The organism is Paenibacillus sp. JNU01, assembly GCF_059130585.1.
This window is the reverse complement of sequence record NZ_CP169723.1, coordinates 1,984,849-2,009,604: the sequence shown is the minus strand read 5'-3', so window position 1 is coordinate 2,009,604 and position 24,756 is coordinate 1,984,849. Positions and strand designations below refer to the sequence as shown.

At 45.9% G+C, this 24,756-nt stretch carries 20 protein-coding genes and 1 other annotated feature; of the genes, 17 read left to right on the top strand and 3 right to left on the bottom strand.

What is annotated here, in order from left to right; genetic code table 11:
- The first annotated feature begins 89 nt into the window (after nucleotides 1–89).
- Nucleotides 90–359, top strand: a binding site (T-box leader).
- A gap of 77 nt (nucleotides 360–436) precedes the next feature.
- Nucleotides 437–2,881: a leucine--tRNA ligase gene (gene leuS, locus NLBNIHML_RS08690; RefSeq protein WP_339236105.1), complete on the top strand. Its 2,445-nt coding sequence runs from the start codon at nucleotides 437–439 to the stop codon at nucleotides 2,879–2,881.
- On the opposite strand, the gene comER is transcribed toward leuS, so the two are convergent.
- A complete protein-coding gene (comER, locus tag NLBNIHML_RS08685; protein WP_339236103.1) occupies nucleotides 2,862–3,707 on the bottom strand; it encodes a late competence protein ComER in 846 nt (281 codons plus the stop codon). The two genes, leuS and comER, sit on opposite strands and share 20 nt — an antisense overlap.
- A 185-nt stretch (nucleotides 3,708–3,892) precedes the next feature.
- On the opposite strand from comER, the gene NLBNIHML_RS08680 reads away from it, so the two are divergent.
- From NLBNIHML_RS08680 to NLBNIHML_RS08665, 4 genes are all read left to right on the top strand, one after another.
- Nucleotides 3,893–4,534 carry a ComEA family DNA-binding protein gene (locus NLBNIHML_RS08680; RefSeq protein ID WP_494354165.1) on the top strand — a complete coding sequence of 214 codons (642 nt, stop codon included), beginning with the start codon at nucleotides 3,893–3,895 and terminating at the stop codon, nucleotides 4,532–4,534.
- A gap of 39 nt (nucleotides 4,535–4,573) precedes the next feature.
- A complete protein-coding gene (locus tag NLBNIHML_RS08675) occupies nucleotides 4,574–5,095 on the top strand; it encodes a deoxycytidylate deaminase (RefSeq protein ID WP_339236098.1) in 522 nt (173 codons plus the stop codon).
- A gap of 102 nt (nucleotides 5,096–5,197) precedes the next feature.
- Nucleotides 5,198–8,074 carry a ComEC/Rec2 family competence protein gene (locus NLBNIHML_RS08670; protein WP_494354164.1) on the top strand — a complete coding sequence of 959 codons (2,877 nt, stop codon included), beginning with the start codon at nucleotides 5,198–5,200 and terminating at the stop codon, nucleotides 8,072–8,074.
- 131 nt (nucleotides 8,075–8,205) lie between these two features.
- A complete protein-coding gene (locus NLBNIHML_RS08665) occupies nucleotides 8,206–8,745 on the top strand; it encodes a nucleoside deaminase (protein ID WP_339236093.1) in 540 nt (179 codons plus the stop codon).
- A gap of 891 nt (nucleotides 8,746–9,636) precedes the next feature.
- Here NLBNIHML_RS08665 and NLBNIHML_RS08660 read toward each other — a convergent pair.
- Nucleotides 9,637–9,939, bottom strand: a complete 303-nt coding sequence (locus NLBNIHML_RS08660; RefSeq protein WP_062835531.1) for a hypothetical protein — start codon at nucleotides 9,937–9,939, stop codon at nucleotides 9,637–9,639.
- A 351-nt stretch (nucleotides 9,940–10,290) separates the two neighbouring features.
- Between NLBNIHML_RS08660 and NLBNIHML_RS08655 the strand changes: the two genes are divergently transcribed.
- From NLBNIHML_RS08655 to holA, 3 genes are all read left to right on the top strand, one after another.
- Nucleotides 10,291–10,839: an RNA polymerase sigma factor gene (locus tag NLBNIHML_RS08655; protein WP_017687205.1), complete on the top strand. Its 549-nt coding sequence runs from the start codon at nucleotides 10,291–10,293 to the stop codon at nucleotides 10,837–10,839.
- Nucleotides 10,836–12,113: an anti-sigma factor family protein gene (locus NLBNIHML_RS08650; RefSeq protein WP_494354163.1), complete on the top strand. Its 1,278-nt coding sequence runs from the start codon at nucleotides 10,836–10,838 to the stop codon at nucleotides 12,111–12,113. Before NLBNIHML_RS08655 ends, NLBNIHML_RS08650 begins: the two co-directional genes overlap by 4 nt.
- A 255-nt stretch (nucleotides 12,114–12,368) precedes the next feature.
- The gene (gene holA, locus NLBNIHML_RS08645; protein WP_339236086.1) at nucleotides 12,369–13,385 is read left to right on the top strand and encodes a DNA polymerase III subunit delta; all 1,017 of its coding nucleotides are present in this window, start codon (nucleotides 12,369–12,371) and stop codon (nucleotides 13,383–13,385) included.
- Nucleotides 13,386–13,571: 186 nt separating this feature from the next.
- On the opposite strand, the gene rpsT is transcribed toward holA, so the two are convergent.
- Nucleotides 13,572–13,844 carry a 30S ribosomal protein S20 gene (gene rpsT / locus NLBNIHML_RS08640; RefSeq protein ID WP_024628504.1) on the bottom strand — a complete coding sequence of 91 codons (273 nt, stop codon included), beginning with the start codon at nucleotides 13,842–13,844 and terminating at the stop codon, nucleotides 13,572–13,574.
- A gap of 175 nt (nucleotides 13,845–14,019) precedes the next feature.
- On the opposite strand from rpsT, the gene gpr reads away from it, so the two are divergent.
- The 9 genes from gpr to dnaK all read left to right on the top strand — a co-directional run bounded on the left by gpr (nucleotide 14,020) and on the right by dnaK (nucleotide 24,672).
- Nucleotides 14,020–15,021, top strand: coding sequence for a GPR endopeptidase (gpr, locus tag NLBNIHML_RS08635; RefSeq protein ID WP_253439436.1), 1,002 nt, complete (start codon nucleotides 14,020–14,022; stop codon nucleotides 15,019–15,021).
- 143 nt (nucleotides 15,022–15,164) lie between these two features.
- Nucleotides 15,165–16,460: a stage II sporulation protein P gene (locus tag NLBNIHML_RS08630; RefSeq protein ID WP_494354162.1), complete on the top strand. Its 1,296-nt coding sequence runs from the start codon at nucleotides 15,165–15,167 to the stop codon at nucleotides 16,458–16,460.
- A gap of 54 nt (nucleotides 16,461–16,514) precedes the next feature.
- Complete coding sequence (locus NLBNIHML_RS08625; protein ID WP_494354161.1) at nucleotides 16,515–16,874, top strand: hypothetical protein; 360 nt, start codon at nucleotides 16,515–16,517, stop codon at nucleotides 16,872–16,874.
- 145 nt (nucleotides 16,875–17,019) lie between these two features.
- Nucleotides 17,020–18,834 (top strand): translation elongation factor 4, encoded by a 1,815-nt coding sequence (gene lepA, locus NLBNIHML_RS08620; protein WP_076332291.1) that lies wholly within the window; start codon nucleotides 17,020–17,022, stop codon nucleotides 18,832–18,834.
- A gap of 163 nt (nucleotides 18,835–18,997) precedes the next feature.
- Nucleotides 18,998–20,182 carry a radical SAM family heme chaperone HemW gene (gene hemW / locus NLBNIHML_RS08615; protein WP_472476903.1) on the top strand — a complete coding sequence of 395 codons (1,185 nt, stop codon included), beginning with the start codon at nucleotides 18,998–19,000 and terminating at the stop codon, nucleotides 20,180–20,182.
- A 118-nt stretch (nucleotides 20,183–20,300) separates the two neighbouring features.
- Nucleotides 20,301–20,771: an N-acetyltransferase gene (locus NLBNIHML_RS08610; protein ID WP_494354160.1), complete on the top strand. Its 471-nt coding sequence runs from the start codon at nucleotides 20,301–20,303 to the stop codon at nucleotides 20,769–20,771.
- A gap of 256 nt (nucleotides 20,772–21,027) precedes the next feature.
- Nucleotides 21,028–22,059 carry a heat-inducible transcriptional repressor HrcA gene (gene hrcA, locus NLBNIHML_RS08605; RefSeq protein WP_036615092.1) on the top strand — a complete coding sequence of 344 codons (1,032 nt, stop codon included), beginning with the start codon at nucleotides 21,028–21,030 and terminating at the stop codon, nucleotides 22,057–22,059.
- A gap of 44 nt (nucleotides 22,060–22,103) precedes the next feature.
- On the top strand, nucleotides 22,104–22,667 hold the full coding sequence (gene grpE, locus NLBNIHML_RS08600) for a nucleotide exchange factor GrpE (protein WP_339236072.1): 564 nt from the start codon (nucleotides 22,104–22,106) through the stop codon (nucleotides 22,665–22,667).
- A 160-nt stretch (nucleotides 22,668–22,827) separates the two neighbouring features.
- Nucleotides 22,828–24,672, top strand: a complete 1,845-nt coding sequence (gene dnaK, locus NLBNIHML_RS08595; RefSeq protein WP_278298857.1) for a molecular chaperone DnaK — start codon at nucleotides 22,828–22,830, stop codon at nucleotides 24,670–24,672.
- Nucleotides 24,673–24,756: the final 84 nt, after the last annotated feature.

The following is a 24,756-nucleotide window of genomic DNA, read 5'->3' as shown; positions in this document are numbered from 1 at the left end:
GTACGAACCATGAGCTTCAAGATGGCGTTTATAACATGTAATATTGACTTTGGGCTTGCTTTTTTATATAATGTTCCCGATATTGTATACATATTTCGATGATAAGGATTAGTAGTGATTTCTGTACATCACAGAGAGCCGGCGGTTGGTGCAAGCCGGTTGACAGTAAATTGCGAACTCGCCTTGGAGAAATGCGGTGATTACACCATCCTGTCTAACCTGCTAAGTATAAGCTGGAATTCAGGAATGGAAATCCGCATCGGTTAACCGCCGTTACAGGTCCAAAGGGAGTGGATGACGAAGCACGTTCGTCCGCTAACTAGGGTGGTACCACGGGAATTCAACCTCTCGTCCCTAGCGCTGCAAACGCTACGGGATGCTGAGGTTTTTTTGTTGCAATTAAAGCTAAGCGAGTAACCTGAAGGAGGAACAATAGATGAGTGAGAATAACCAGCCGAAGCACGGCTATCAGCCACAAGTCATGGAAAAAAGTTGGCAGCAATACTGGGATGCCAATAAAACGTTTAAAACGGGTGAGGACCCTGCTAAACCGAAATTTTATGCACTGGATATGTTCCCTTATCCATCCGGTTCAGGTCTGCACGTAGGTCACCCGGAAGGATATACGGCAACGGATATCGTTTCCCGTTACAAACGTATGCGCGGTTACAATGTATTACATCCGATGGGTTGGGATGCTTTCGGTCTGCCTGCTGAGCAGCATGCATTGGATACAGGTGAACATCCACGGCATATTACATTCCGCAATATTGACAACTTCCGTCGCCAGATCAAATCACTCGGTTTCTCCTATGACTGGGATCGTGAGATCAGCACAACGGACCCTGAGTATTATAAATGGACACAATGGATATTTATCCAGTTGTACAATAAGGGCCTCGCTTATGTGGACGAAGTCGCAGTAAACTGGTGCGAAGCACTTGGAACGGTACTGGCTAATGAAGAGGTTATTGATGGCAAGAGTGAACGCGGTGGACATCCGGTTGTACGTAAACCGATGCGTCAATGGGTACTGAAAATTACCGAGTATGCAGAGCGTCTGTTGGAAGACTTGGAAGAGCTGGATTGGTCTGAAAGCATCAAGGATATGCAGCGTAACTGGATCGGTAAATCGACAGGTGCAGAAGTTGTTTTTGCCATTGAAGGTCGCGAGGAAGTTATTAAGGTATTCACTACCCGTGCGGACACATTGTTCGGTGCGAGCTTTGCAGTACTTGCTCCGGAACATGAATTGGTAGAAGCGATTACAACGGATGACCAACGTGAAGCGATTCAGGCTTATCAGGAGCAGGCTTCTCGTAAGAGTGATCTGGAACGTACGGATTTGGCCAAGGACAAAACAGGTGTATTCACTGGTGCTTATGCAATCAATCCCGTTAATGGTGCAAAATTGCCGATCTGGATTGCTGATTACGTTCTTGCGGGTTATGGTACAGGTGCGGTTATGGCTGTTCCAGGGCATGATGCGCGTGACTGGGAATTTGCGAAGCAGTTCGGTCTGGATATCATTGAGGTTATTCAAGGTGGAGACGTTACACAAGAGGCATATTCCGGTGATGGCGCACATGTGAATTCCGATTTCCTGAACGGACTGAACAATGAAGAAGCAGTTGCCAAGATGATTGCCTGGTTGGAAGAGAACGGTAAAGGACAAGGGAAAGTAACCTATCGTCTGCGTGATTGGCTGTTCAGCCGTCAGCGCTACTGGGGTGAGCCAATTCCGATTCTGCATCTGGAAGACGGAACGATGAAGACCGTACCGGAGGATCAACTTCCACTGCTGCTGCCTGATATCGATCAGATCAAACCTTCGGGTACTGGAGAATCACCACTGGCGAATGTTACGGAGTGGGTGAATACGGTAGATCCGGAAACGGGAATGAAGGCGCGTCGTGAGACCAACACCATGCCACAATGGGCGGGTAGCTGCTGGTATTACCTGCGCTTTATCGATCCGCACAATGACAAGGAACTGATCTCCAAGGAGAAACAGCAGCAGTGGCTGCCTGTTGATCTGTACATTGGCGGAGCGGAGCACGCGGTGCTTCACTTGCTGTATGCTCGTTTCTGGCATAAAGTACTGTATGATCTGGGTGTTGTGGATACCAAAGAGCCGTTCCACAAACTGGTGAACCAAGGTATGATCCTAGGCACGAACAATGAGAAAATGAGTAAATCTCGTGGTAATGTCATCAACCCGGATGAAATTGTGAATGAATTCGGTGCGGATACATTGCGTCTGTACGAAATGTTCATGGGACCATTGGAAGCGACAAAACCGTGGAATGCAAACGGGGTTGAAGGCATGCACCGCTTCCTGTCACGTGTATGGCGTCTCTTCATTAACGAAGATACAGGAGCCATCAATGACAAGATTACGGTGGACGGTGGAACGGATGAGTTCAAGCGGACTGCTCACAAAACGATCAAAAAAGTGACGGAAGATCTGGAACATCTGCGCTTCAACACATCTATCAGCCAGCTGATGATCTTCATCAACGATGCATACAAAGCCGATACACTGCCTCGTGAAGCGATGGAGAACTTTGTGCAACTGCTGTCACCACTGGCACCGCATATGGCAGAAGAACTGTGGAGTCGTTTGGGTCATGAAGGTGGAATCTCTTACGTGGCTTGGCCGGAATATGACGAGTCCATGACAGTGGATGCGGAAGTAGAAATCGTTGTTCAGGTAAACGGTAAAATCGTAACTCGTGCGACGATCGCGAAGGACTTGGATGCACAGGGTATGCAGGACTTCACGATGGAGCTGGCACCTGTTAAGCAGGCGCTGGAAGGCAAGACCATTCGCAAGGTCATTGCCGTTCCAGGCAAACTCGTTAATATTGTTGCCGGTTAATCTCACCGGCTCGAAATAGTTCATCCAGCTTTAACAAATCTTCATCATATTTGTCATGTGTCGTGCGGATCAGGCTGTCGAAAACACCGTCGAGACTAACCTTCAGCAGTGCAAGTGCCTGAGCGGTAATACCGCCAGGTACAGCGACACGAGCTTGAAGCTCTTGCGGCGTGTATCCTCCTTCGGTAAGCAGCTTGCCTGTTCCCAGAAGCATTTCGCCAGCCAGAGCGCAGGCATCTGCTCTTTTGATGCCTGTCAGCTTCACGGCACTTTCGATCCATTGTTCCAAAAAGAACGATATGAATGCAGGTCCGCAACTGGAGAAGTCGGATGTGATTCGTGTACAGGCTTCGTCCACTTGGTACGGCCTGCCTATATGACTAAGCAGACTTTCCAACACAGCGCGGTCTTCATTAGTCATTCGTTCGCCGTGTATACACAGGGACGCGCCGCTGCCAACCTGGTGTGTGACGCTGGGAATAACCTTGGAGACTTTGCAAGGAAGTGAAGATTCCAGATGGCGCAGCTGCACGGGACTGGTGATCGAGACAATGATATGATTGGGATTCACGACAGGCAGGATGTCGTCAATGACATGTTTGAATTCAAGCGGCTTCACGCACAGGAAGATGATATTACTTCGGATCACCGTTTCCCGATTGCTCTGGGATTCATGCAGACCGGGGTAACGGAGGGATAACTGTCGTACTTTGGACGGGGTTCGATTGCTGGCCGCGATCTGCCGGGGCTCAAGTGCACCGGATTGAATTAGGGCATAGATCAGCAGGCTGCCCATGCTGCCGGTTCCGATAAATCCAACCTTCATTGTTCAGGCCTCCTTTCATGCTTTACGGTACTGGCGCAGTTCATTCCCTCTATTCTATGCGTGAGGACCTGTTTCACATGACATGAAAAATGCATAACTTGTTTCATCAGGGATGTTCAACGGTTCGGAAGCACCGCCCGTGTTCGAAATGAATGATTTTGAATTCAGGGAGAGGTGTGGAAGAAATGAGATGGAACAAAGGAATGACCATTGCTGCTGCGGTGGTTGGAAGTATACTCATATTATGGTCGGGCAAAAGTGAACAACCACCTAGTGGCTGGGAACCCTTGCAGCTCGGCACCGAGAAGCCGACGTTAGAGCAGGAACTTCCTGCTGTACAGTCGGCTACTTCGGTTCAGGGCAAACCAGGGACATCTTCAGGAACGGATGCAAATGGGATGCAGATACAGACTGGGAATGATGCAAAGGTAGGAGAGTCTAAAGAAAGCTTGATTGGTGCAGTCGAAGGTGATCCAGTAGCCCAAACTCCAACTCAGACGAACGATATTTCATTGGTTACTGCTGCTTCGACTGAACCGGTAGTGCAAGATACGAAATCCAATCCTTCGGTTACCTCCGAGACGGCATCAAGTAGTAATTCATCTATCGTTCGTGAGGAAGCAAGCGATAATGGCAAGATTGATGTGAATAGTGCACCTCTCTCCAAGCTTACAGAGCTCCCCGGAATCGGAGAGAAGAAAGCTCAGGCCATTGTGGACTATCGGAATGCACATGGTCCTTTCACAAAAGTTAGTGATCTGACAAAGGTCAAAGGAATCGGCATGAAGATGCTGGAGAAGATGGCACCATATGTGCAGATCCGGTAATATTAGAATAAAAAATGTGTTGAGCGGGAGGAAAGCAGCATGAGTACAGTAGAGGTACGCAAGGACTGGGATACGTATTTTATGGACATCGCGTATATGGTTTCCACCCGTTCCCGCTGTTCGCGTCGTCATGTAGGTGCCGTGCTAGTTCAGGGAAAGAAACTGTTGGGAACAGCGTATAATGGTGCACCCACTGGTGTTCCGGACTGTTCTGAAGCGGGTTGCATGATATCGGAAGAATATGAGTTGGTTGTGACCGATGGTCAGGAAGAAATGGTGAAAAAGCAACGCTGCATTCGCACAATCCATGCGGAGCAAAATTTGCTTTTATTCACAGATCGAATCGACCGCGAAGGCTCGTCTGTGTATGTGACCGATGAACCTTGCTGGACATGTGCCAATATGCTGGCGAATAGTGGTATTACAGAAATCGTGTTTCATCGCTCTTATCCTAAAGATACGCGTAAGGTTACGAATATGATGGAACAGAAGGGCATAACATTCCGTAGGCTGGAGAATTACCAGCCCCCGCGGGAAACGATGATGACTGTGAGCAATTAATGTGAATATGGTCGAATATGCGAGGGAGAACCTCCGGCAAGCCTCAATTGGCTTTTCGGGGTTTTTTCTGCGTTCAACGCGTATCATGAAGGAGGGAGACGAATGAAAGGCAGACCTTTGCTGACTTTTACGATGTGCTGGTTATGCGGTAGCGGGATGGCATCCGCGTTAACGGGTTGGACGTTAGTCTGGGGAATGATTGGAGCGCTGGCATGTCTGCCACTTCTACTTCGTTTCATAGATGTACGTGGATGGTCCATTTTCTTTTTACTCGTTGCCCTTATTGGAGGTGCTGCACATTGGGAATGGAATGACGCACGCAATCATAGCAGACTGTCCGAGACTACTCATATCGCTACTAAAGAGCTTGACGGTTTGGTAGCCGAAATTCAGGGTGAGCTTGTGTCAGATGTACGTATTGATGGAGATCGGGCTGACTTTAAGATACAGATGTCTTCAATAATGCGCTTATCGGATTCATCAGCAGATACAGATCTGGCAGCATCATCTGCATTCCAGATAGATGAACAATTGATGGTACAAGTCAGACTGTTGGAGGAAGAAGAACAACAGGTAGCGGGGGGCTGGAAGAGGGGGGATTTAATCACACTTGATGGTTCATTTGCCCTTCCGGGCGAAGCTAGGAACTTTGGAGGGTTTGATTATCGCAGTTATTTGCGAACCCTGCACATCCACTGGTTGTTCAAAGTGAAGGGAACCGGATCGGTTACAGCGACGCCTCCTGAGGGGGTTGGACAATTTAACGTACTACGGTGGACGGATTGGACGAGGCATACGTTGGGTTCGGCGGTCGGGCAGTTATTTCCTGAGCCCCATGCAGGATATATGAAGGGGCTAATTATCGGGATGGCTAACGATATCGATCCTGGCACCTATGGTCAGTTTTCACAGCTTGGCCTAACGCATATCCTGGCGATCTCCGGCACTCATGTCGCTGTATATGTAGCTTCTCTTCTCCTTATTTTATCCTGGTTAAGACTTACCAGAGAGACGTCACTCACGATTGTTCTGATCCTGGTGCCTGCTTATGTACTGTTATCCGGTGGTTCACCTTCAGTCATTCGGGCAGGCATTATGTCCATGATTGGTTTGTATATGGCACGCCGTGGTCTCGCCAGAGATGGACTTCAGATGATCAGTGCAGCAGCTTTGCTGATGATGTGGTGGGACCCGTACTTTTTGCTCAGTGTGAGCTTCCAGTTATCCTTTCTCGTGACCGCAGGTTTGATGATCTACATGCCGTTGATTAACCGACTGTTCAGCAGTTGGCCGAAATCTCTTGCTGCAACAGCATCGGTTACGGTGACTGCTCAGCTGATTTCTTTTCCAGTAACCATCCTGTATTTCAACCAATTCTCATTGCTCTCATTTGTGGCCAACTTTCTACTGGTTTCTCTGATTAGCGCCATTGTATTACCTCTGGGGACGGTCGCCATGTTATTGTCATTCATATGGGTTCCCTTGGCGAGACCTCTCGCATGGATTGCGATTCAACTGAATCAGCTGACATTTTTAAGCGTGGAGTGGATGAACAGCCTGCCAGGTTTTGTGTTGATCTGGGCAACACCTTCTCTGTTGTGGATAGCCGCATATTATGCCGTGTTGTATGCCTTACTTTACTTGTTGCATCGTGGCAATGGTGAACAGCGGGAAACGGCGTTTATTGAGGAGGATACAGCACCTCTTGTGAGGCGACAACCTATAGTTTCCATGAGGGATATGGGCATTCGCTCTTCGATGTCTAACGCGCCACAGGATCAGGATCAAGGTAAGAAACGTATAGATGGAAAAGAAACCTCGTTAACCATATTAGGAGCCAGTATTGCCTGGCCGGAGTATACAAGTGCATTTACCGCACGAGGTGCAGGTTATTATGCACATGAACGAATGAGTAAAGCTCAGCAATGGTTGTGCGGTTTGCTCACGCTCAGCTTTGTTGCTGGCTTGTGGTGGGCATATCAGACTCCCAAGCCTGCTGGAACCGGCATTGTGCAGTTTTTGGATATTGGACAAGGGGACAGTACGTTGATCACAACCCCGGAAGGCAAACACATTTTGGTGGATGGCGGGGGAACAGTTAACTTTGGGAACACCGAGCAATCGTGGAAAACAAGACGTGATCCGTATGAGGTCGGAGCCAAGGTGGTTGTTCCTTTATTGAAAAAGAGAGGCATCCACCAACTGGACGCTGTCATTGTAACACATGCCGATCAGGATCATGCCGGAGGGCTACAGGCTGTGCTGGAACAGCTTCCGGTTAAACGTTTCATGTTTAATGGCACAACCAGCGGTAAGGATAACTTTGATAAGTTACTGAATACAGCCATGGAACGAAAAATTCCTCTTTACGCTATTCAGCAGGGTATGACTTATAAGGCTGATAAAGAGACAAGTTTACGTTTTATAGCTCCAGATCTGGCGCATATGGATGTAAATGCATCAGGCAATTTGCCTGTGTCTGAACACCAGAATCATGATTCGGTTGTCTTTTTGCTGGACATGGCTGGCACTTCCATGCTGTTCACCGGGGACATGGATGCAGCAGCCGAGCAGGACCTGCTCTATATGATTCAGGACGGCTCATTGGCTGCCCAGTTTGAACAGAAAGGTGCAGATATTGGAGTTACAAAGGGAGTTGTACAAAGGGGACTTACAGGCCTGTTGCCGGAAAATTCAAATATTGCTCCACCAGCATCTGTCTCCATTGACGTGTTAAAGGTCGCTCATCATGGGAGTAAAACGTCGTCAACCGAAGCCTGGCTTCAATACTGGAACGCCAAAACCGCCGTGATTTCTGCTGGTGTTAACAATACATATGGGCATCCCAATCCGGGAGTGATGGAACGTCTGGAAGCTACCGGGTCAGAGATTTATCGGACTGATCAGATGGGTGAGGTACAGATGAAAGTGAAGGATGGAAAGATTGATATCCGGTACAAGTTGGTTGCAGATGAGTGATGGATTTTACATGAGCTGTATAACGGGCAGGGTAGCGTAGCCGTGAAAAAGTAGCTTTATGGGAGAAGGAGTAGCGGTATATTTCTGGAATATATTATTGTTGGGAATGACTGAGATGGGATGTGTATAATTTGGACAAGCATTACGAAAACCTTCTTTTAGCTTTTGAAGAGGCAGAAAAGGCTAGAGATGAGGGTACTTTTCCTATCGGTGCAATTATTATTGATGCAGATGGTTTAGTTGTAAGCCGAGGTAGGAACAGAGTTTTTTCAAGCTGTGATTCTACAGCACACGCCGAAGTGGACGCTATAAGAAAAGCTGGAAATATGATACTTCATCTTGAGAGCAAGAAATTTATTCCTAAAAATGAACTTACCCTATATACTACCTGTGAGCCTTGTCCCATGTGCACAGGTACGATCGTGTTGTCTTTGATTAAAAAAGTGGTTTGGGCTGCAAATGATAAGGATATAGGTGCATTTAAAAAATTCAAGGAATTAAATAGCGAATTACCTATTTATAATGATTTGTTCCACGACATCGAGTTTGTAGCAGCCCCTTACAGAGATTTAGAATTGAGACAAAGAAAAATGTTAGCAGAATGGAACAACAGCCGTGGGTATACCGATAATCATTGGAATGATGAATTAGAAAATGAAAATGTTCTATAATAAATGAAACTTTGAGCCTGATATATTAAGCTAACAAGAAACGTTAGTTGAAACATTAAGAACAGTCTGTAGTTTTCTAGACTGTTCTTAATGTTTCGTTGAGTTATCCATTTGTTTGTGATGATACTGAAGTGACATCACTATTGGAAACCTAAGTTTACTAAATAGAAACCTTATGGGGTAAGTCGTACGCAACCTATTTATCGGTGTAAAGATAAGTGAAGAAAACTCCGATTTAATACCAACTGTAAGGCAAAAAAAACAAGAGAGATTACAATAATGTGGATAGTCTGACCAGAAAAAGTAATGAAGTTAAGTGTAAATATCGAGTAGATAATTCCACCTATGAAGCCTAATAGACCATATGCCGCAATAGCAACAAGCAATCTCATATACGTATTATCTTTTCTTCTGTATAAAAGTAATCCATCCACCAATATGGAAAGTGGCATAATTAAGAAAAGTAAAATAGCGAGGTTAATCAATAATCCAACCGCAAATGTATATCCGAACGAATAGTAGTAGGCATTCTCTATTCTTTCATCCAAGGGAACGTAGTGATATAACCCCATTACAAGTGAAATTACAATTGCAGTTAATATAGCTGCAAGTATTTTTCCGCGCGGCCTATGGATTCTATGAGTTTTTGTCATTTCAAATATTGACCTCCATCTTAAAAAAACTATATTCAACAACGAGTAGACTTGAGATTTACTATATTTTAACATATACAAGCTGAGAAAGAAGACGTCGAGGCGCTATTAATTCATCACTTCATTTGATCGCGAGTTATAGCACAGCACACAAAAAAAGCCCGCTTTCCGTTACACTCCACGAAGGAGAATATCGGAAAACGGGCCATTTTTTCAAAATGTAGAAGATATATAAGAACTACTCCACGCCATCCTTAAAGTGTTTGTTCCAATGTTTGTCACCCTTGTGCAACAGATCTTCTACCGTTTTTTCAAGAGTCATCAACAGCTGTGCTCTGACATCAAGTACGGTTTCTCTGTACAAGCGTTCTTCCGATCCAACGATTTTATCGCCGTATAATGCCTGTGCAGCTACATACTTCCGATGTTCCTCAACCAGAGTATCAATGGACTCCAGTGCATGTTCCACAAAGTGGGAAATACTTTGGTATTCTTTGGGCATTTGTTCTTTTAAAGCTTGAATTTTCGCTAGAGCTGGCATGCTCATCACCTCGTGTTTTATGAATGTAAATTTACAATACACCATTTTCATGAAAATTGCATTAAAATCAGCTTAAATTTGGACAAATTTCGACTTTTTTTTATTTTCAGAACCAAAAAGTGCTTCGCTATAATGTATGCCATTGCATTTGAATTGAGTCGTGTAAGTAATGGAATCCCTTTTGGATACGTTTGGTGACTCGTTATGCAATTTCTGTTATTCTAAGAGAAGATTTCAGCGGCCCAAATACATACGCCGTTATTTTGTTATGGCAAATTAAAAAATACTTAACTTTGCAACAATTTTATTGATGATCACGTCTGTAAGGTTGCAGGGAGAGGGGGATCCTTTGTGGTAGAGCCGGAACTCATCAGAGCCGCTCAATCGGGCGATCGCGACGCTCTAATTACCCTATTGCGGGAGATTGAACAACATGTCTATCGGACCGCATATTACATTCTAAATAATGAACAGGACGCTTTGGATGCTGCTCAGGAAGCATTGATCCGAATTTACACCAAAATCAACTCATACGAAGAAAAAGCCCAATTTAAAACCTGGGTACAACGCATCGTCACGAACATCTGTATTGATAAATTCAGAAGAACCAAACCATCCGTCTCCATTGACGAACATGACATGGTTTTTCAGGATAATCAGGATGTGGAGTACGAGGTCATGTCTACATATGTGGCCCAAGACATTCAGGATGCGATCAACAAGCTTCCCGAGCATCATCGGACCGTTATTGTTCTAAGATATTTGCAGGACTTATCCTACAATGAAATTGCGGATTGTCTCGATCTTCCATTGAATACGGTGAAATCTTATTTATTTAGAGCCAGGCAGCAATTACAGAATCTACTACAGGAATATCAGAAAGGTGGTGTGACAGGATGAAATGCGAAGAGGTGGTGGAATGGATGCACCGCTATCTGGATCATGATCTGGGCGAGGCGGAAACCGCGCAGATGCTACAGCATGTGGCGAAGTGTCCGGAGTGTGCCGAGAATTTTAGTTTACTCAGAGCTCTTTCCAGAGAACTGGAAGAATTACCGCAAGTAAGCCCGAGATTCAGTCTGGTTGATGCGATTATGCCACAACTTGATGCCATTGACGAAGCGCGGAAGGAACAAAGCAGCACCATACAGGAAATGAATCCTGTCCCCGCTACATTTGAGAATTTACAACGTTCAAGTGAGCGGAAAACGAAGCAAAAATGGCTCAACTCGATGGCAGGACGTATGTCCATGGGTGCAGCGGCTGCGGCAGTTGTATTGGGATTTGCCATCTGGGGATATCAGCCTGAACAGATTGAGAATGCCGATTCCATGATGCTGAGCTCTGGAGCTTCTCAAGAGAGTGGCAATGTGGATGAGAATCCATTGAGCAAGAATATTGAGAATAATGATCCAGCAGCTTCTTCCACACCAAGCAGCAACGATGTATTTGTGGATAATTCGAATACTTCACCAGCTGAACCGGATAACCAGGGGGTAGAAACAACTCCTGAAGATAACGGTGGAGAAAAGGTACAGGAGCCTGAGGTTAAGTCAGATCCGGCACCTCAACAACCGGCTACTGAATCAACGCCTTCTTCAAATAAAGGAACACAAGACAATTCGTCCAAAACACCTACGACCGATAATCAAAGGAATCAAGTTCAGAATCAAGATTCCGAGCAGAAAAATCCAGATTCAGGAAGTGCGCCTAGAACTCCTGCAGATGCGGAAGACAATGGAGTAACCGAAACAGATAATGGAGATTCCTTCACTTCTCAGATGATTGCACCAAATGGAAATGAAGATGCTCCAGCAGAAGGCAATTCGGCTACTGATTCCGGTGCAGGTACAGACGCCTCTGGAGGAAGCCAAGGATTCGCAGCAGGACCGGATCAGGAGATGAGTACAACGGCAGCACCAAAAGAATGGAAATCACCTGACGGCTCTTATGTAGTTATGCTTATTGGTGATCAAATCAGCATATACTCGAAACCTGTGGGCGAACCGGATGTTCTAAATTTGGTTGAACAACGCAGTATAGAGGGCACACTGAAGTCAGCGAGTTGGTCTAAGGATGGTACACTATTTAATTACGAAACGGACAAGGACGGAACAACGGCGAAGAATTCGTTTAATGTACCTGCCGTTTCAGGTGGAGCTTCTGCGAAATAATTAAGATTGGGAAGTTCACTCCTCAAACGAAAGAACATTTTCAGTATGACAAGCATATAATGGAAGTAACAAAACGTCCTATCTCAGTTCAAACAACTGACGTCGTATGACCGCACGCTGGCTTTTTCTAGAATGGCTGGTGTCTGCGTTTATATAGATGTAGGACAGGGGACCTTCATCCGCAACTGGATGTAAGGTCCCTTTGTTGTCTTGCGCTTTTTCTGGTAGGATAAGAGGGATAAGGAGGCGCCGTGAATGGATGTAAAAAGTGCAACAAAGGCAATACGTAATGGAGAAACGGCACCGATCTATGTGCTGTACGGAACGGAGAAGTACCAGATACAGCAATTTACGGATATGTTAAAAGAACAGGTTATTGAAGAAGAACACCGTGATTTTGCGATTATTCCATATGATTTGTCTGAGACGGCTGTGGAGGTCGTTATTGAAGAAGCAGAGACCGTACCTTTTCTCGTTCCACGCAAATTAATTATTGTAAGGGACGCGAGCCTGTTCACTGCAGGTAAAGAATCCAAGATTGAACATCAGGTTGATCGTCTGCTTACATATATGGAAAATCCGGCAGATTACAGTACGATTGTTTTCCTGGCCCAAGGGGATAAGCTGGATGAGCGCAAGAAACTGGTGAAGGCTGTCAAGAAACAGGCAGTCGTTCTTGCTTTTGCTCCACTAAGTGGAGATGAGCTGTTGAATTGGATTGTGAAACTGGCGAAGCAGCGGGATGTTTCCTTGGAGACAGGAGCGGCGGAAACATTAATCAACTATGCAGGAACAGGTCTTCAGACCCTGTCTGCTGAAGTAGACAAGTTATGTTTGTTTGCGGGTAATGGTGGGACTATTAAGCGTGCTGATATTGAATCGCTGGTTGCCCGCAGTACAGAGCAGAATGTATTTTCACTGGTGGAAGAACTGGCTAATTTGCGACTGGAGAAGGCATTGGCTCTGTTCTATGAGTTGCTGAAGCAGCGGGAAGAACCGATTAAAATTGCGGCTTTGATCGCTCGGCAGTTTCGGATTATGATTCAAGTTAAAGAGTTGGGCCAACAAAGCTACTCCCAACAGCAGATCGCCAGTCAGCTTGGCCTGCATCCATATGCCGTTAAGATTGCGGGAGAACAAGCTCGCAAATTTCAGGCGGATCGTCTGAGAATGATCTTGAGTCACCTCAGCGAACTGGATTACCAGATGAAAACAGGAGCGGTGGATAAAGTACTTGGTCTGGAGCTGTTCTTATTAAGACTTGGTGCGTAAAAAATAGGTACCGTAATAGATTACTAGTGTAAATAACAAACAAAGCGACCTTTGCTCCATGATGGTTAGATCATCGGAATAAAGGTCGCTTTGTCTGTGTCTTATACTTATCGAATCAGATACTAAAAAATCCTGAAAGCCTATGCTGTTCAGGATTTTTCCATTGGATCGTATAAGTAACGCTTCTTACGCTTGTGCGGAAAGAGCGTTCAGTTTTTTCGCCAAGCGAGACTTTTTGCGTGCTGCAGCATTTTTATGAACCAGACCTTTAGTTACAGCCTTGTCCAGCTTTTTGGAAGCAGCTTGAATCGCAGCTTTTGCAGTATCAACTTCGTTACTTACCAGAGCAGCATCAGCAGCTTTAACAGCTGTACGGAGTGCAGACTTCTGGGAAGCGTTGAGTGCGCGGCGCTTGTCGCTCGTTTTTACGCGTTTAACAGCGGATTTGATGTTTGGCATTACATTCACCTCCTGTAAGGCATTTGCATGAATACAAACGTTTCACAACTTAAAATATTCTATCACGCTAGCATGTAAAATGCAACAGATATTCCTACGATGTTCGACATGCTGTATAAAGAAACTCTTTTTCCCACACAATATGCTCAAATGCGGTAAGGGAGGCAGGGACAGAATGACACTGGATTTGCAAAACTATACAGTTCGTACCGATTTGGCCATCGACTCCAAGGAAATGGCGCAAGGTGGACAGAAACAGACGATTCCCGGATTGCGGGAAGATGTGGAAAAAAAAGAGGGTATTACGATTACACGTATTGATGTACTTAATGATGAAGCAGCCACAGCCATTGGTCGGGTGAAAGGTCATTATGTCACGTTGGAAGTCCCCTCACTACGGAATGGGGATACGGATTTACAGGAACGTGTTGCTGCCGAGTTCACACGCGAGATGGAAGATTTTATGATCAAGGCCGGAATCAACAAAACATCCAAGGTCTTGATTGTTGGTCTGGGCAACTTGAATGTCACCCCGGATTCACTCGGTCCACTTGTTGTGGAAAATCTGATGGTAACCCGTCAGTATTTCGAATTGGTGCCCGATCAGGTTGCGCCAGGATATCGGGAGGTCAGCGCAATTGCTCCTGGTGTGTTAGGGACAACAGGCATTGAATCCAGTGACATCGTACAGGGGATTGTAGACCGGACCAAGCCAGATGCTATTATTGCAATTGATGCCCTGGCCTCCCGTTCTCTGGAACGTGTAAATACTACCATTCAGGTAGCCGATATTGGTATCCATCCTGGTTCCGGTATTGGAAACAAACGGCGTGGCCTGACTCGTGAGATATTAGGCGTGCCATGCATCGCCATCGGAGTGCCTACCGTATGTTATGCGTCCACCATTGTGAACAATGTGATTGAGATGATGCGCTCACACTTCCGCCAGGAAACGGATCAGACAAAACAGATCATGGGCATGCTGGACGACATTGGTGAGCAAGATCGCTTAAGTCTGGTCAAAGAGGTACTGGAGCCGCTGGGTCATGACCTCATTGTTACTCCGAAGGAAATAGATGAGTTTATTGAGGGCATTGCCAACGTCATCGCCACGGGACTTAATGCCGCACTCCATGATGCAGTGAATCCGGATAACGTAGCTGCTTATACACATTAAAACTTAAAACTGAGAAGAAGGTCCGAATCTATCGGACTTTCTTTTTTTTGTTTCTGGAATCTTTCATTTTCCTGTTCTATCAGATTGGGCGGGCTCATAGAGTTGAAGTATAAGAGTTGTCCAGCAGGGAAGGAGACAGCAGAATGAACAAGATATTGGCCTGGAATATTGGAAAGTGGAAAAAACGATGTCTGCACGTGCTGGCCATGGGCCGTACGTTGTTGTTGCTTATGATCATATCTGCCTTGTTTTTTGTTGTACTTGGTCTTGGGGGTATGGCAGAGAAACGCTTGAATAATTCACCCGTTTCTTCAATGAAAGGATTTGCCAGTGCTGTATCAAGCCGCTTTTTCGTTGATATGCTCGGTATGGAGATGCCCCATCTCACCCAGAAAGAACAGACCTCTGCCATATCCGGTGAGAATCTCACTTCATTTGTTTTCCAATTACTAACGAATGTAAATCCTCAAGATCCCAAGAGCCTGATTGCTAGAGAAATGCCGGGTATGGGTTCCAACCAACCTGTTCTGCTCCGTCCTGGATCTGGTAACGAAAAGGCAGAGGCTCCAGAAGATTATCAGCCCGGTCCTGGTCTTACGGATACAGCTTCCGCAGGTGGAGGGAAACCCGGTAGTGAACTGCATGTTTCACCAGGTCAGGACAATACGGATCCGCCTGATTCGAGCGAGCCTGGGGATGGAGAAGGCAAGGCAGATCCCCCAGCGAAGAATGGAGAGAAAGATAATTCAGGCTCCCCGACAACAGGCAAAAAATCAATTCTTATCTATCATTCCCATCCACGGGAAGGATACAATCCATTGCTAGGTACCAAAAGTGATAATCCATCATCAGGCAAATCAACCGGCAATGTGTTTCAAGTGGGCACCTATCTCTCAGACAGTCTGGAGAAGCTGGGAATCGGCGTAGAGCACGCCAAGGATGATTACCCGACTAAAGTAAAGGATTATAACTGGAACTATTCCTATAAATATTCTCGTCAAACGGTAAAAGCGGCACTTGCTCAAAATGATGATCTGACGTATCTCATAGACATTCACCGCGATTCACAGCGTCATGGCAAAACAACAACGACAATTAATGACTTGGGCTACGCCAAAGTGTATTTCATTATTGGACATGAAAATCCAAATTGGCGGCAGAATGAAGCCTTTGCAGCGAAAATCCATAAGAAGCTGGAAGCCAAGTACCCGGGAGTATCCCGTGGTGTGTGGGGTAAGGATGGCGGAGGCGCCAACAATGGAGAGTATAACCAAACACTTTCACCCAACAGTATTTTGATCGAGATAGGCGGCATTGACAATACAGGAGCTGAGTTACAACGGACATCAAAGATCCTCGCAGATATGATTGCCCAAGTGTATTGGGAAGATCAGAAGGTGGACAAAGCAAGTGCGGAAACCTCGTCGCAGGGTGGGTAGGGATTATATATGTAAGAAGATGAAAATAGTAGAGAGTGACAGGAGGCTAAGCATATGTCCAGATTCGGTAAAAGACTATTATCCATGGCTGTATTAATGTTGTTGGGTGTTCTGTTTGGAATGCAGCTGGCTGGCGGCAACTTTCAGACTGGCAATCCATCAGGAGGCACGTCAACCGTGGAAACAACTGAGCCAACTTCCTCGGTTACCGAATCTGTTCCAGCTGCACCTGTGCAAAAGGAAATCAAAGAACCCCCATTTGTACCTGTTCAGTCACCAAGCCAAGTGCTTGGGGCTGATCAGAGTAAGGCACCGGTCGATGTGTTGGCAGACAAAACGGCAGGACTATTGCAAAATCTCTCACATAGTGGAATCAAGTGGGTGGTCTCTCTTTTTAGCGGCGTTGCTGAATAAAATACCATGGATTAAAGGTACAATATAACCTCTAGGAGTGTATGATCACACTTTATTGTAAAGTTGAGACATCACGGGATTGATGCACTGTGCTTCAACTGTTATAATGAAGTGATTGACACTAGGCTGTTTCTGGGGGTAAGGAATGACTGACATTCGGGCAAGACAACGTAAAATTCGTAACTTTTCTATCATTGCACATATAGATCACGGCAAATCAACACTTGCGGACCGGATCTTGGAGCACACAGGTGCGCTCACTTCACGTGAAATGCAAGAACAGGTTCTGGATAAGATGGACCTTGAACGCGAACGTGGAATAACGATCAAGCTACAAGCAGTAGCTTTGACTTACAAAGCGGATGACGGTGAAGAGTATCTATTGAATCTGATTGATACACCAGGACACGTAGACTTCACATATGAAGTATCACGCAGTCTTGCTGCATGTGAAGGTGCTCTGTTGGTTGTGGATGCGGCTCAGGGAATTGAAGCCCAAACACTTGCCAATGTGTATCTGGCACTGGATAACAACCTTGAAATTCTACCAGTTATCAACAAAATTGACCTTCCAAGTGCTGATCCTGAACGGGTGAAGCAGGAAGTGGAAGATGTTATTGGTTTGGACACAAGTAATGCGGTTTTGGCTTCGGCCAAATCAGGCATCGGAATCAAAGAAATTTTGGAGCAAGTGGTGCAAAGTGTTCCTGCACCAACCGGTGATCCTGACCAACCTTTGAAAGCGCTGATTTTTGACTCGCACTATGACCCGTACAAAGGTGTAATCGTATATGTACGTGTTGTCGACGGCAAAATCAAATCCGGTTCCAAAATCAAAATGATGGCAACAGGTAAATCATTTGAAGTCATTGAAGTTGGTGCGTTCAAACCTCGCATGACCATCGTGGACGAGCTGAACGTGGGTGATGTTGGATTTATCGTTGCAGGTATTCGGCATGTTGGCGATACACAAGTCGGGGATACCGTAACGGATGCCAAAAATCCAACACCAGAGCCTTTGCCGGGTTATCGTAAAATTAACCCAATGGTGTATTGTGGTCTCTATCCGATCGAAACCTCCGACTATGTTGATCTGCGTGAAGCATTGGAGAAATTGCAGTTGAACGATGCGTCTCTGAGCTTTGAACCGGAAACATCCAGTGCACTCGGTTTTGGATTCCGTTGTGGATTCCTTGGACTGCTTCACATGGACGTTATTCAGGAGCGGATCGAGCGGGAGTTCAACATTCCGTTGATTACAACGGCACCAAGTGTAATCTACCACGTCACTTTAACGAATGGTGAAGTGATGAAAATCGACAACCCATCCAACTATCCTGAGGTGGGACGGATTGATTACGTCGAGGAACCATATGTTAAGGCAGATATCATCGTACCGAATGATTATGTAGGTACCATTATGGAACTGTGTCAGAATAAACGCGGTGAATATGTGAATATGGAATATCTGGACACGACCCGGGTTACCATTACCTATGAAATTCCGTTGTCCGAGATTGTATATGACTTCTTCGACCAGTTGAAATCCGGTACCAAAGGATATGCGTCTCTGGATTATGAGCTGTCCGGTTACCGTCAGTCCAATCTTGCGAAAATGGATATTGTACTTAATGGCGAGCAGGTTGATGCCCTGTCCTTCATCGTTCACCGTGACCGTGCCTATAACCGCGGACGCATTGTCTGTGAGAAGCTGCGCGAGCTGATTCCACGGCAAATGTTCGAGGTGCCGATTCAAGCATCTGTAGGTACCAAGGTCGTTGCCCGTGAAACGGTAAAAGCCATGCGTAAAAACGTACTTGCCAAGTGTTATGGTGGTGACATCTCGCGGAAACGGAAACTGCTTGAGAAGCAGAAGGAAGGTAAGAAGCGGATGAAGCAGGTTGGTAACGTTGAGGTGCCGCAAGAGGCATTTATGGCGGTACTGAAAATTGATGATTAAGACGTTTGCTTGCAAACGTCACGTGAATCCTTTCGGTACATCAATAATTTGTGTATGAAAGGATAAACGATATTTTTTCTCAGGTACAACACAGAATATTAAATAACGAAGCTGAAAGGGAAGCCGGATGGCTTTCCTTTTTTCAAATAGAGGGGGACTTGCCATGACATTGGCAGCACACAGCCGGAAGACAGGTGCGCCCCAAGCGGTGTATCTACACATTCCCTTTTGCACGAATAAGTGTTTTTATTGCGACTTTAACTCCTACGTTCTGAAAGATCAGCCCGTGATGCAATATCTCGAAGCGCTGGAACGGGAGATGGAACATACAGTTAAGGCAAATCCACCGGGTGAGATCAAGACCATATTTGTAGGTGGTGGTACGCCAACAGCTCTGAAACCGGATGAAATGGCCGTATTCCTTCGTTCAGTGAAGACGTATTTCCCCAATTGGGCCGACGATATTGAATTTTCGATGGAAGCGAACCCGGGGACAACCGATGCGGAGAAGCTCGCTGCAATGAAAGAAGGCGGCGTAAACCGTGTCAGCTTTGGCGTTCAGGCTTTTCAGAATGATCTGCTGACAGGCATTGGCCGTATTCATAATACAGATGATGTATATCGGAGTCTGGAGAACGCTCGAAAAGCGGGACTGACTAATCTGTCCATTGACCTGATGTTCGGATTGCCGAACCAAACTGTAGGGATGTTGAATGAGAGTATCGACAAAGCGCTGGAACTGGATCTGCCGCATTACTCCATCTACAGCCTGAAAGTGGAAGAGAATACCCTTTTCCATACACTGTATCAGAAGAACCAACTCCCTCTTCCTCATGAAGATGATGAGCTTGAGATGTATCTTCTATTAATGAGACGTATGAAAGAAGCAGGCTATGGACAATACGAGATCAGTAATTTTGCCAAGCCAGGCTTCGAGAGTCGTCACAATATTACGTACTGGCGTAATGAGGACTACTACGGTCTGGGTGCAGGTGCACATGGATATGTAGGCCGCGAACGTCATATGAATATTAAAGGTATAAACCCTTATGTTGAAGCTTCACGAGCAGGATTGCCTCGTCTGGATCATTTTGAGATTGCTCGCCCGGAGGCTATGGAAGATTATCTGATGGTTGGACTGAGAATGCTGGAGGGGGCTTCAGCCTCACGGTTTAGCGAACAGTTTGGAGAGTCCATGGAAGAAGTGTTTGCGAAGCCTTTGGGTAAAATGTTGAACGCAGGGTTGCTTGAGCGTACGGCAGACGGCTTCCGACTGAGCGAGCAGGGTATCCTGTTCGGAAATGACGTTTTTGCGGAGTTTATCGGGTCCATATCGCTGAATTCGTAGCTTGAAATTCTATACGCTCTGTTGTATATTTATTCATATTGATTTTACAGAGCGTGTTAATTTAACAACTACGAAGTCAGCTTTCCTCTGGAAAGCTTGGTAATAGGAGGAGAGCAGGATGTCGGTAATATGCAGAAAAGCCGTGCCGGAAGATGTTGAACCACTGTATGAAATGATTAAGGGCTATGCAGAGCGTGGGATCATGCTTCCGCGATCACGGGAAATACTGCACCGGCAGCTGGAGCACTTTGTTGTAGCCGAAGTTGATGGTGAAGTGGTGGGTTGCGGATCGCTTTGTCGTCTGGGGAATGATCTGGTAGAAGTCAGATCACTCGGTATCTCGGAAGGGCACAAAGGGCTTGGTATTGGCTCTCGATTGTTGGATCGATTGGTAGAAGAGGCGGAGAAACAACAGATTGCTAAGGTGATGGCGTTGACATATGAAGTATCCTTCTTCCTCAAAAACGGCTTTGCCGTGGTGGAAAAAGAAATTTTCCCCGAGAAAGTATGGACGGACTGTGTTCATTGCAGCAAGCAGGATTGTTGTGACGAGATCGCGGTATTGAAAGAGCTTAACGTTTCAGCTTAACAATTGAATGGACTGCATGGATCGAGCCGAGTCAGCCTCTGCCCTACATGCAGTCTTTTTTGACTTCAAAGTATATTCAATAAAGTTTGTTAGGACTCGTCGACATTGGTCTATACTATAAATAGATGAGCCCACTCATCAAACTCACTTGACAATGTTCACGTCAGTTTGGTATTTTTGTATTACCGCTTAGCACTCATCTAACCGGAGTGCTAACGACATGGGACAGTACAGTCAGAAGGAGGGAATACTCACCATGTTAACAGAGCGTCAACGAATGATTCTGAACGCTATAGTGGATGACTATATCCGTTCAGCTGAGCCCGTAGGGTCCCGGAGCATTTCCAAAAGGGGAGATGTTGGATACAGTCCGGCGACGATCCGTAATGAAATGGCGGATCTTGAAGATATGGGCTTTCTGGAACAGCCGCATACATCGGCTGGACGCATTCCTTCCCATAAAGGCTATCGATATTATGTCGATCATTTGGTTCCCTGGAATCAGGTGGAGCCTCAGGAGTTGGATGATCTGAAGTCGTTCTTCGCTGAAAAGCTGAACGTCATGGAACAAGTTATTCAGCATGCATCCAATATTTTGTCACATATGACCAATTATACTTCAATCCTGCTTGGGCCTGAAGTATTCCATACGTCCCTGCGTCACTTCCAATTGCTTCCGCTGAACGAGAGTGAAGCTGTGGCAATCATTGTGACCAATACAGGTCAGGTGGAGAACAAGACCGTCCAGATTCCACCAGAAATCTCGGTTGCCGAGATGGAAAATGTGGTTCGTTTGTTAAATACCAAGCTTGTGGGCGTACCCATCTACAAATTAAAATCCCGTCTTTATACCGAACTTGGGCAAGAGATGGAGCGGCATATTACACGTTACGAGGAAGTTATGCAGGTGCTGAACAGTGCCTTTGACAATGAACATGATAATCGTCTGTTCCTCAGTGGTGCCACCAATATGTTGACTCAACCTGAATTTAAAGATATCGAAAAGGTAAAAGATATTCTTGACCTGCTGGAAGAGACACCAACACTCATGAAATTGATGATGCCCGTGCCGGGTGGATCTGGTATTCAAGTGCGAATCGGCACTGAGAATGATCATGAAGCCTTTGCCAACTGCAGCCTGATTACAGCCTCCTATTCATTGGACGGTGAGGCTTTGGGTTCGATTGGTATTCTGGGACCCACGCGAATGGATTATGCACGTGTCATTCATATTCTAAATACACTATCCCGTGACTTGACGGCGATGCTGACGCATCGGTTCAAATAAGATTCGGGAATGAACCATTTCATTCGTATAAGGAGGTGAACATCTTGAAAGAGGAGCAATCATTTACAGAAGAACAAGAGGTAACAGCAGCTGAGCAGGAGCCTATTAATGAAGCTGGCGCTGCAGAAGCACAAGCTGAGGAGATCGCTGATCAGGAGCAGGATGAGCTTGCGCGTCTGAAGGCTGAAGCTGAAGAGCAACAGCAGCGTTATGTCCGTGCACAGGCTGATTTTGATAACTTCCGTCGTCGTACGCAGAAGGAAAAAGAAGAATTGGCTAAATATGCTTCGATGAAGCTGGTCACCGAACTGGTACCGGTTATTGATAACTTCGAGCGCGCCATGGCTACTGTACCGGAAGGAGCAGAGGTCGAATCTTTCTCCAAGGGCATGCAAATGATCTTCCGTCAATTGGAAACGGTGATGAATAACGAAGGTCTGACGGCTATGGAATCGGTAGGACAACCGTTCAATCCTGAATTCCACCAAGCGATTATGCAAGTGGAGAGCGACGAGTATGAAGAAGGTATCGTTGTTGAGGAAGTCCAAAAAGGCTACATGCTGAAAGATAAAGTGCTTCGTCCAGCTATGGTTAAAGTCAGCTCATAATTTCCTCATGGGAAGGTATGAGTCGGCTCCTTGGTTGAACAATGTGGGCGAAGTTTAATATAAAGGTTTGTACACATAGAGCACGATTAGCAACATGAACATCTAAATAAGGGTCAGATCAGACCCATTCATTTTAAATTGTTGAGGAGGAAATTTTCGGATGAGCAAAGTAATTGGTATTGACTTAGGAACAACAAACTCATGCGTAGCAGTAATGGAAGGCGGCGAGGCTGTCGTAATTCCAAATCCGGAGGGCGCACGCACAACTCCATCCGTAGTTGGTTTCAAAAAAGATGGGGAGCGCGTTGTCGGTGAAACAGCAAAACGTCAAGCGATTACCAATCCGGATCGTACGATCATGTCGATCAAACGTCACATGGGTACTTCCCACAAGGAAACAATCGATGGCAAAGACTACTCTGCACAAGAGATCTCTGCAATCATCCTGCAAAAATTGAAATCTGATGCTGAAGCTTATCTGGGTCAAACGGTAACTCAAGCCGTTATCACTGTACCAGCTTACTTCAACGACAGTCAGCGTCAAGCGACTAAAGATGCGGGTAAAATTGCAGGTTTGGAAGTTCTGCGTATCGTCAACGAGCCTACAGCAGCAGCTTTGGCATACGGTATGGAGAAATCCGAAGACCAAACGATTCTCGTATATGACCTGGGTGGTGGTACGTTCGACGTATCCATTCTTGAACTGGGTGACGGCTTCTTCGAAGTTAAAGCAACTAGCGGGGACAACCAACTGGGTGGCGATGACTTTGACCAAGTGATCATTGATTATCTCGTAAGTGAATTCAAAAAAGATCAAGGCATTGACTTGAGTAAAGATAAAGCGGCGGTTCAACGTTTGAAAGATGCAGCGGAAAAAGCGAAAAAAGAACTTTCGGGCGTATTGACTACAACGATCTCCTTGCCGTTCATCACGGTAGCTGATGGCGTTCCTCAGCATTTGGAGTTGAACCTGAGCCGTGCGAAATTCGAAGAAATCTCTGCAGGTCTGGTTGAGCGTACGCTTGAACCAACTCGTCGTGCATTGAGCGATGCGGGTATGACAGCTAACGATATCGACAAGATCGTATTGGTTGGTGGTTCCACACGTATTCCTGCAGTACAAGAAGCGATCAAAAAACTCACTGGTAAAGAGCCTCACAAAGGCGTTAACCCGGATGAGGTTGTAGCCTTGGGTGCCGCTGTACAAGCGGGCGTACTGACAGGTGACGTGAAAGACGTTGTATTGCTCGACGTAACTCCATTGTCCCTGGGTATCGAAACAGCAGGCGGCGTGTTCACTAAAATGATCGAGCGTAACACAACGATCCCTACAAGCAAATCTCAAGTATTCTCCACTTATGCAGACAATCAACCAAGTGTTGAGATTCATGTTCTGCAAGGTGAGCGTGAGATGGCAGCGGGTAACAAATCGCTTGGACGTTTCATGTTGGGTGATATTCCACCAGCTCCACGTGGCGTTCCACAGATCGAAGTTAGCTTCGATATTGATGCCAACGGTATCGTTAACGTATCTGCAACAGATAAAGGTACGAACAAAACTCAAAAAATCACAATCACTTCTTCCAGCGGTTTGAGCGATGAAGAAGTTGAGCAAATGATGAAAGATGCTGAGTTGCACGCGGAAGAAGATAAAAAACGCAGAGAACTCGTTGAAGCGAAAAACAGTGCAGATCAACTGATCTACTCTGTTGACAAAACGATCAAAGATCTTGGCGAAAAAGCAGATGCTGGCGAAGTTGAAAAAGCGAATGCTGCCAAAGAAAAACTGCAAGGTGTTCTGGCTTCCGACAACTTGGAAGATATCAAAGCGGCTACAGAAGAACTGACAGAGATCGTTCAACAACTGTCCGTGAAACTGTATGAGCAAGCTCAGGCGCAAGAGCAAGAAGCGCAAGGTGCTGAAGAGCAACAAGGTTCCGCTAAACGTGATAACGTCGTAGACGCTGATTACGAAGTTGTGGATGAAGATAAAAAACAAAACTAATTCGTAGTTCTACGCGAATTAAACATCGGTGACGTTCGAATTAGAGGGAAAGTCATAGCCGGGGCTCCCGCGCTTTGGCTTTCC

Coding starts and splice junctions, on each gene's coding strand:
- leuS (WP_339236105.1), top strand. CDS start 437: ATGAGTGAGAATAACCAGCCGAAGCACGGCTATCAGCCACAAGTCATG.
- comER (WP_339236103.1), bottom strand. CDS start 3,707: ATGAAGGTTGGATTTATCGGAACCGGCAGCATGGGCAGCCTGCTGATC.
- NLBNIHML_RS08680 (WP_494354165.1), top strand. CDS start 3,893: ATGAGATGGAACAAAGGAATGACCATTGCTGCTGCGGTGGTTGGAAGT.
- NLBNIHML_RS08675 (WP_339236098.1), top strand. CDS start 4,574: ATGAGTACAGTAGAGGTACGCAAGGACTGGGATACGTATTTTATGGAC.
- NLBNIHML_RS08670 (WP_494354164.1), top strand. CDS start 5,198: ATGAAAGGCAGACCTTTGCTGACTTTTACGATGTGCTGGTTATGCGGT.
- NLBNIHML_RS08660 (WP_062835531.1), bottom strand. CDS start 9,939: ATGCCAGCTCTAGCGAAAATTCAAGCTTTAAAAGAACAAATGCCCAAA.
- NLBNIHML_RS08650 (WP_494354163.1), top strand. CDS start 10,836: ATGAAATGCGAAGAGGTGGTGGAATGGATGCACCGCTATCTGGATCAT.
- holA (WP_339236086.1), top strand. CDS start 12,369: ATGGATGTAAAAAGTGCAACAAAGGCAATACGTAATGGAGAAACGGCA.
- rpsT (WP_024628504.1), bottom strand. CDS start 13,844: ATGCCAAACATCAAATCCGCTGTTAAACGCGTAAAAACGAGCGACAAG.
- gpr (WP_253439436.1), top strand. CDS start 14,020: ATGACACTGGATTTGCAAAACTATACAGTTCGTACCGATTTGGCCATC.
- NLBNIHML_RS08630 (WP_494354162.1), top strand. CDS start 15,165: ATGAACAAGATATTGGCCTGGAATATTGGAAAGTGGAAAAAACGATGT.
- NLBNIHML_RS08625 (WP_494354161.1), top strand. CDS start 16,515: ATGTCCAGATTCGGTAAAAGACTATTATCCATGGCTGTATTAATGTTG.
- lepA (WP_076332291.1), top strand. CDS start 17,020: ATGACTGACATTCGGGCAAGACAACGTAAAATTCGTAACTTTTCTATC.
- hemW (WP_472476903.1), top strand. CDS start 18,998: ATGACATTGGCAGCACACAGCCGGAAGACAGGTGCGCCCCAAGCGGTG.
- NLBNIHML_RS08610 (WP_494354160.1), top strand. CDS start 20,301: ATGTCGGTAATATGCAGAAAAGCCGTGCCGGAAGATGTTGAACCACTG.
- hrcA (WP_036615092.1), top strand. CDS start 21,028: ATGTTAACAGAGCGTCAACGAATGATTCTGAACGCTATAGTGGATGAC.
- dnaK (WP_278298857.1), top strand. CDS start 22,828: ATGAGCAAAGTAATTGGTATTGACTTAGGAACAACAAACTCATGCGTA.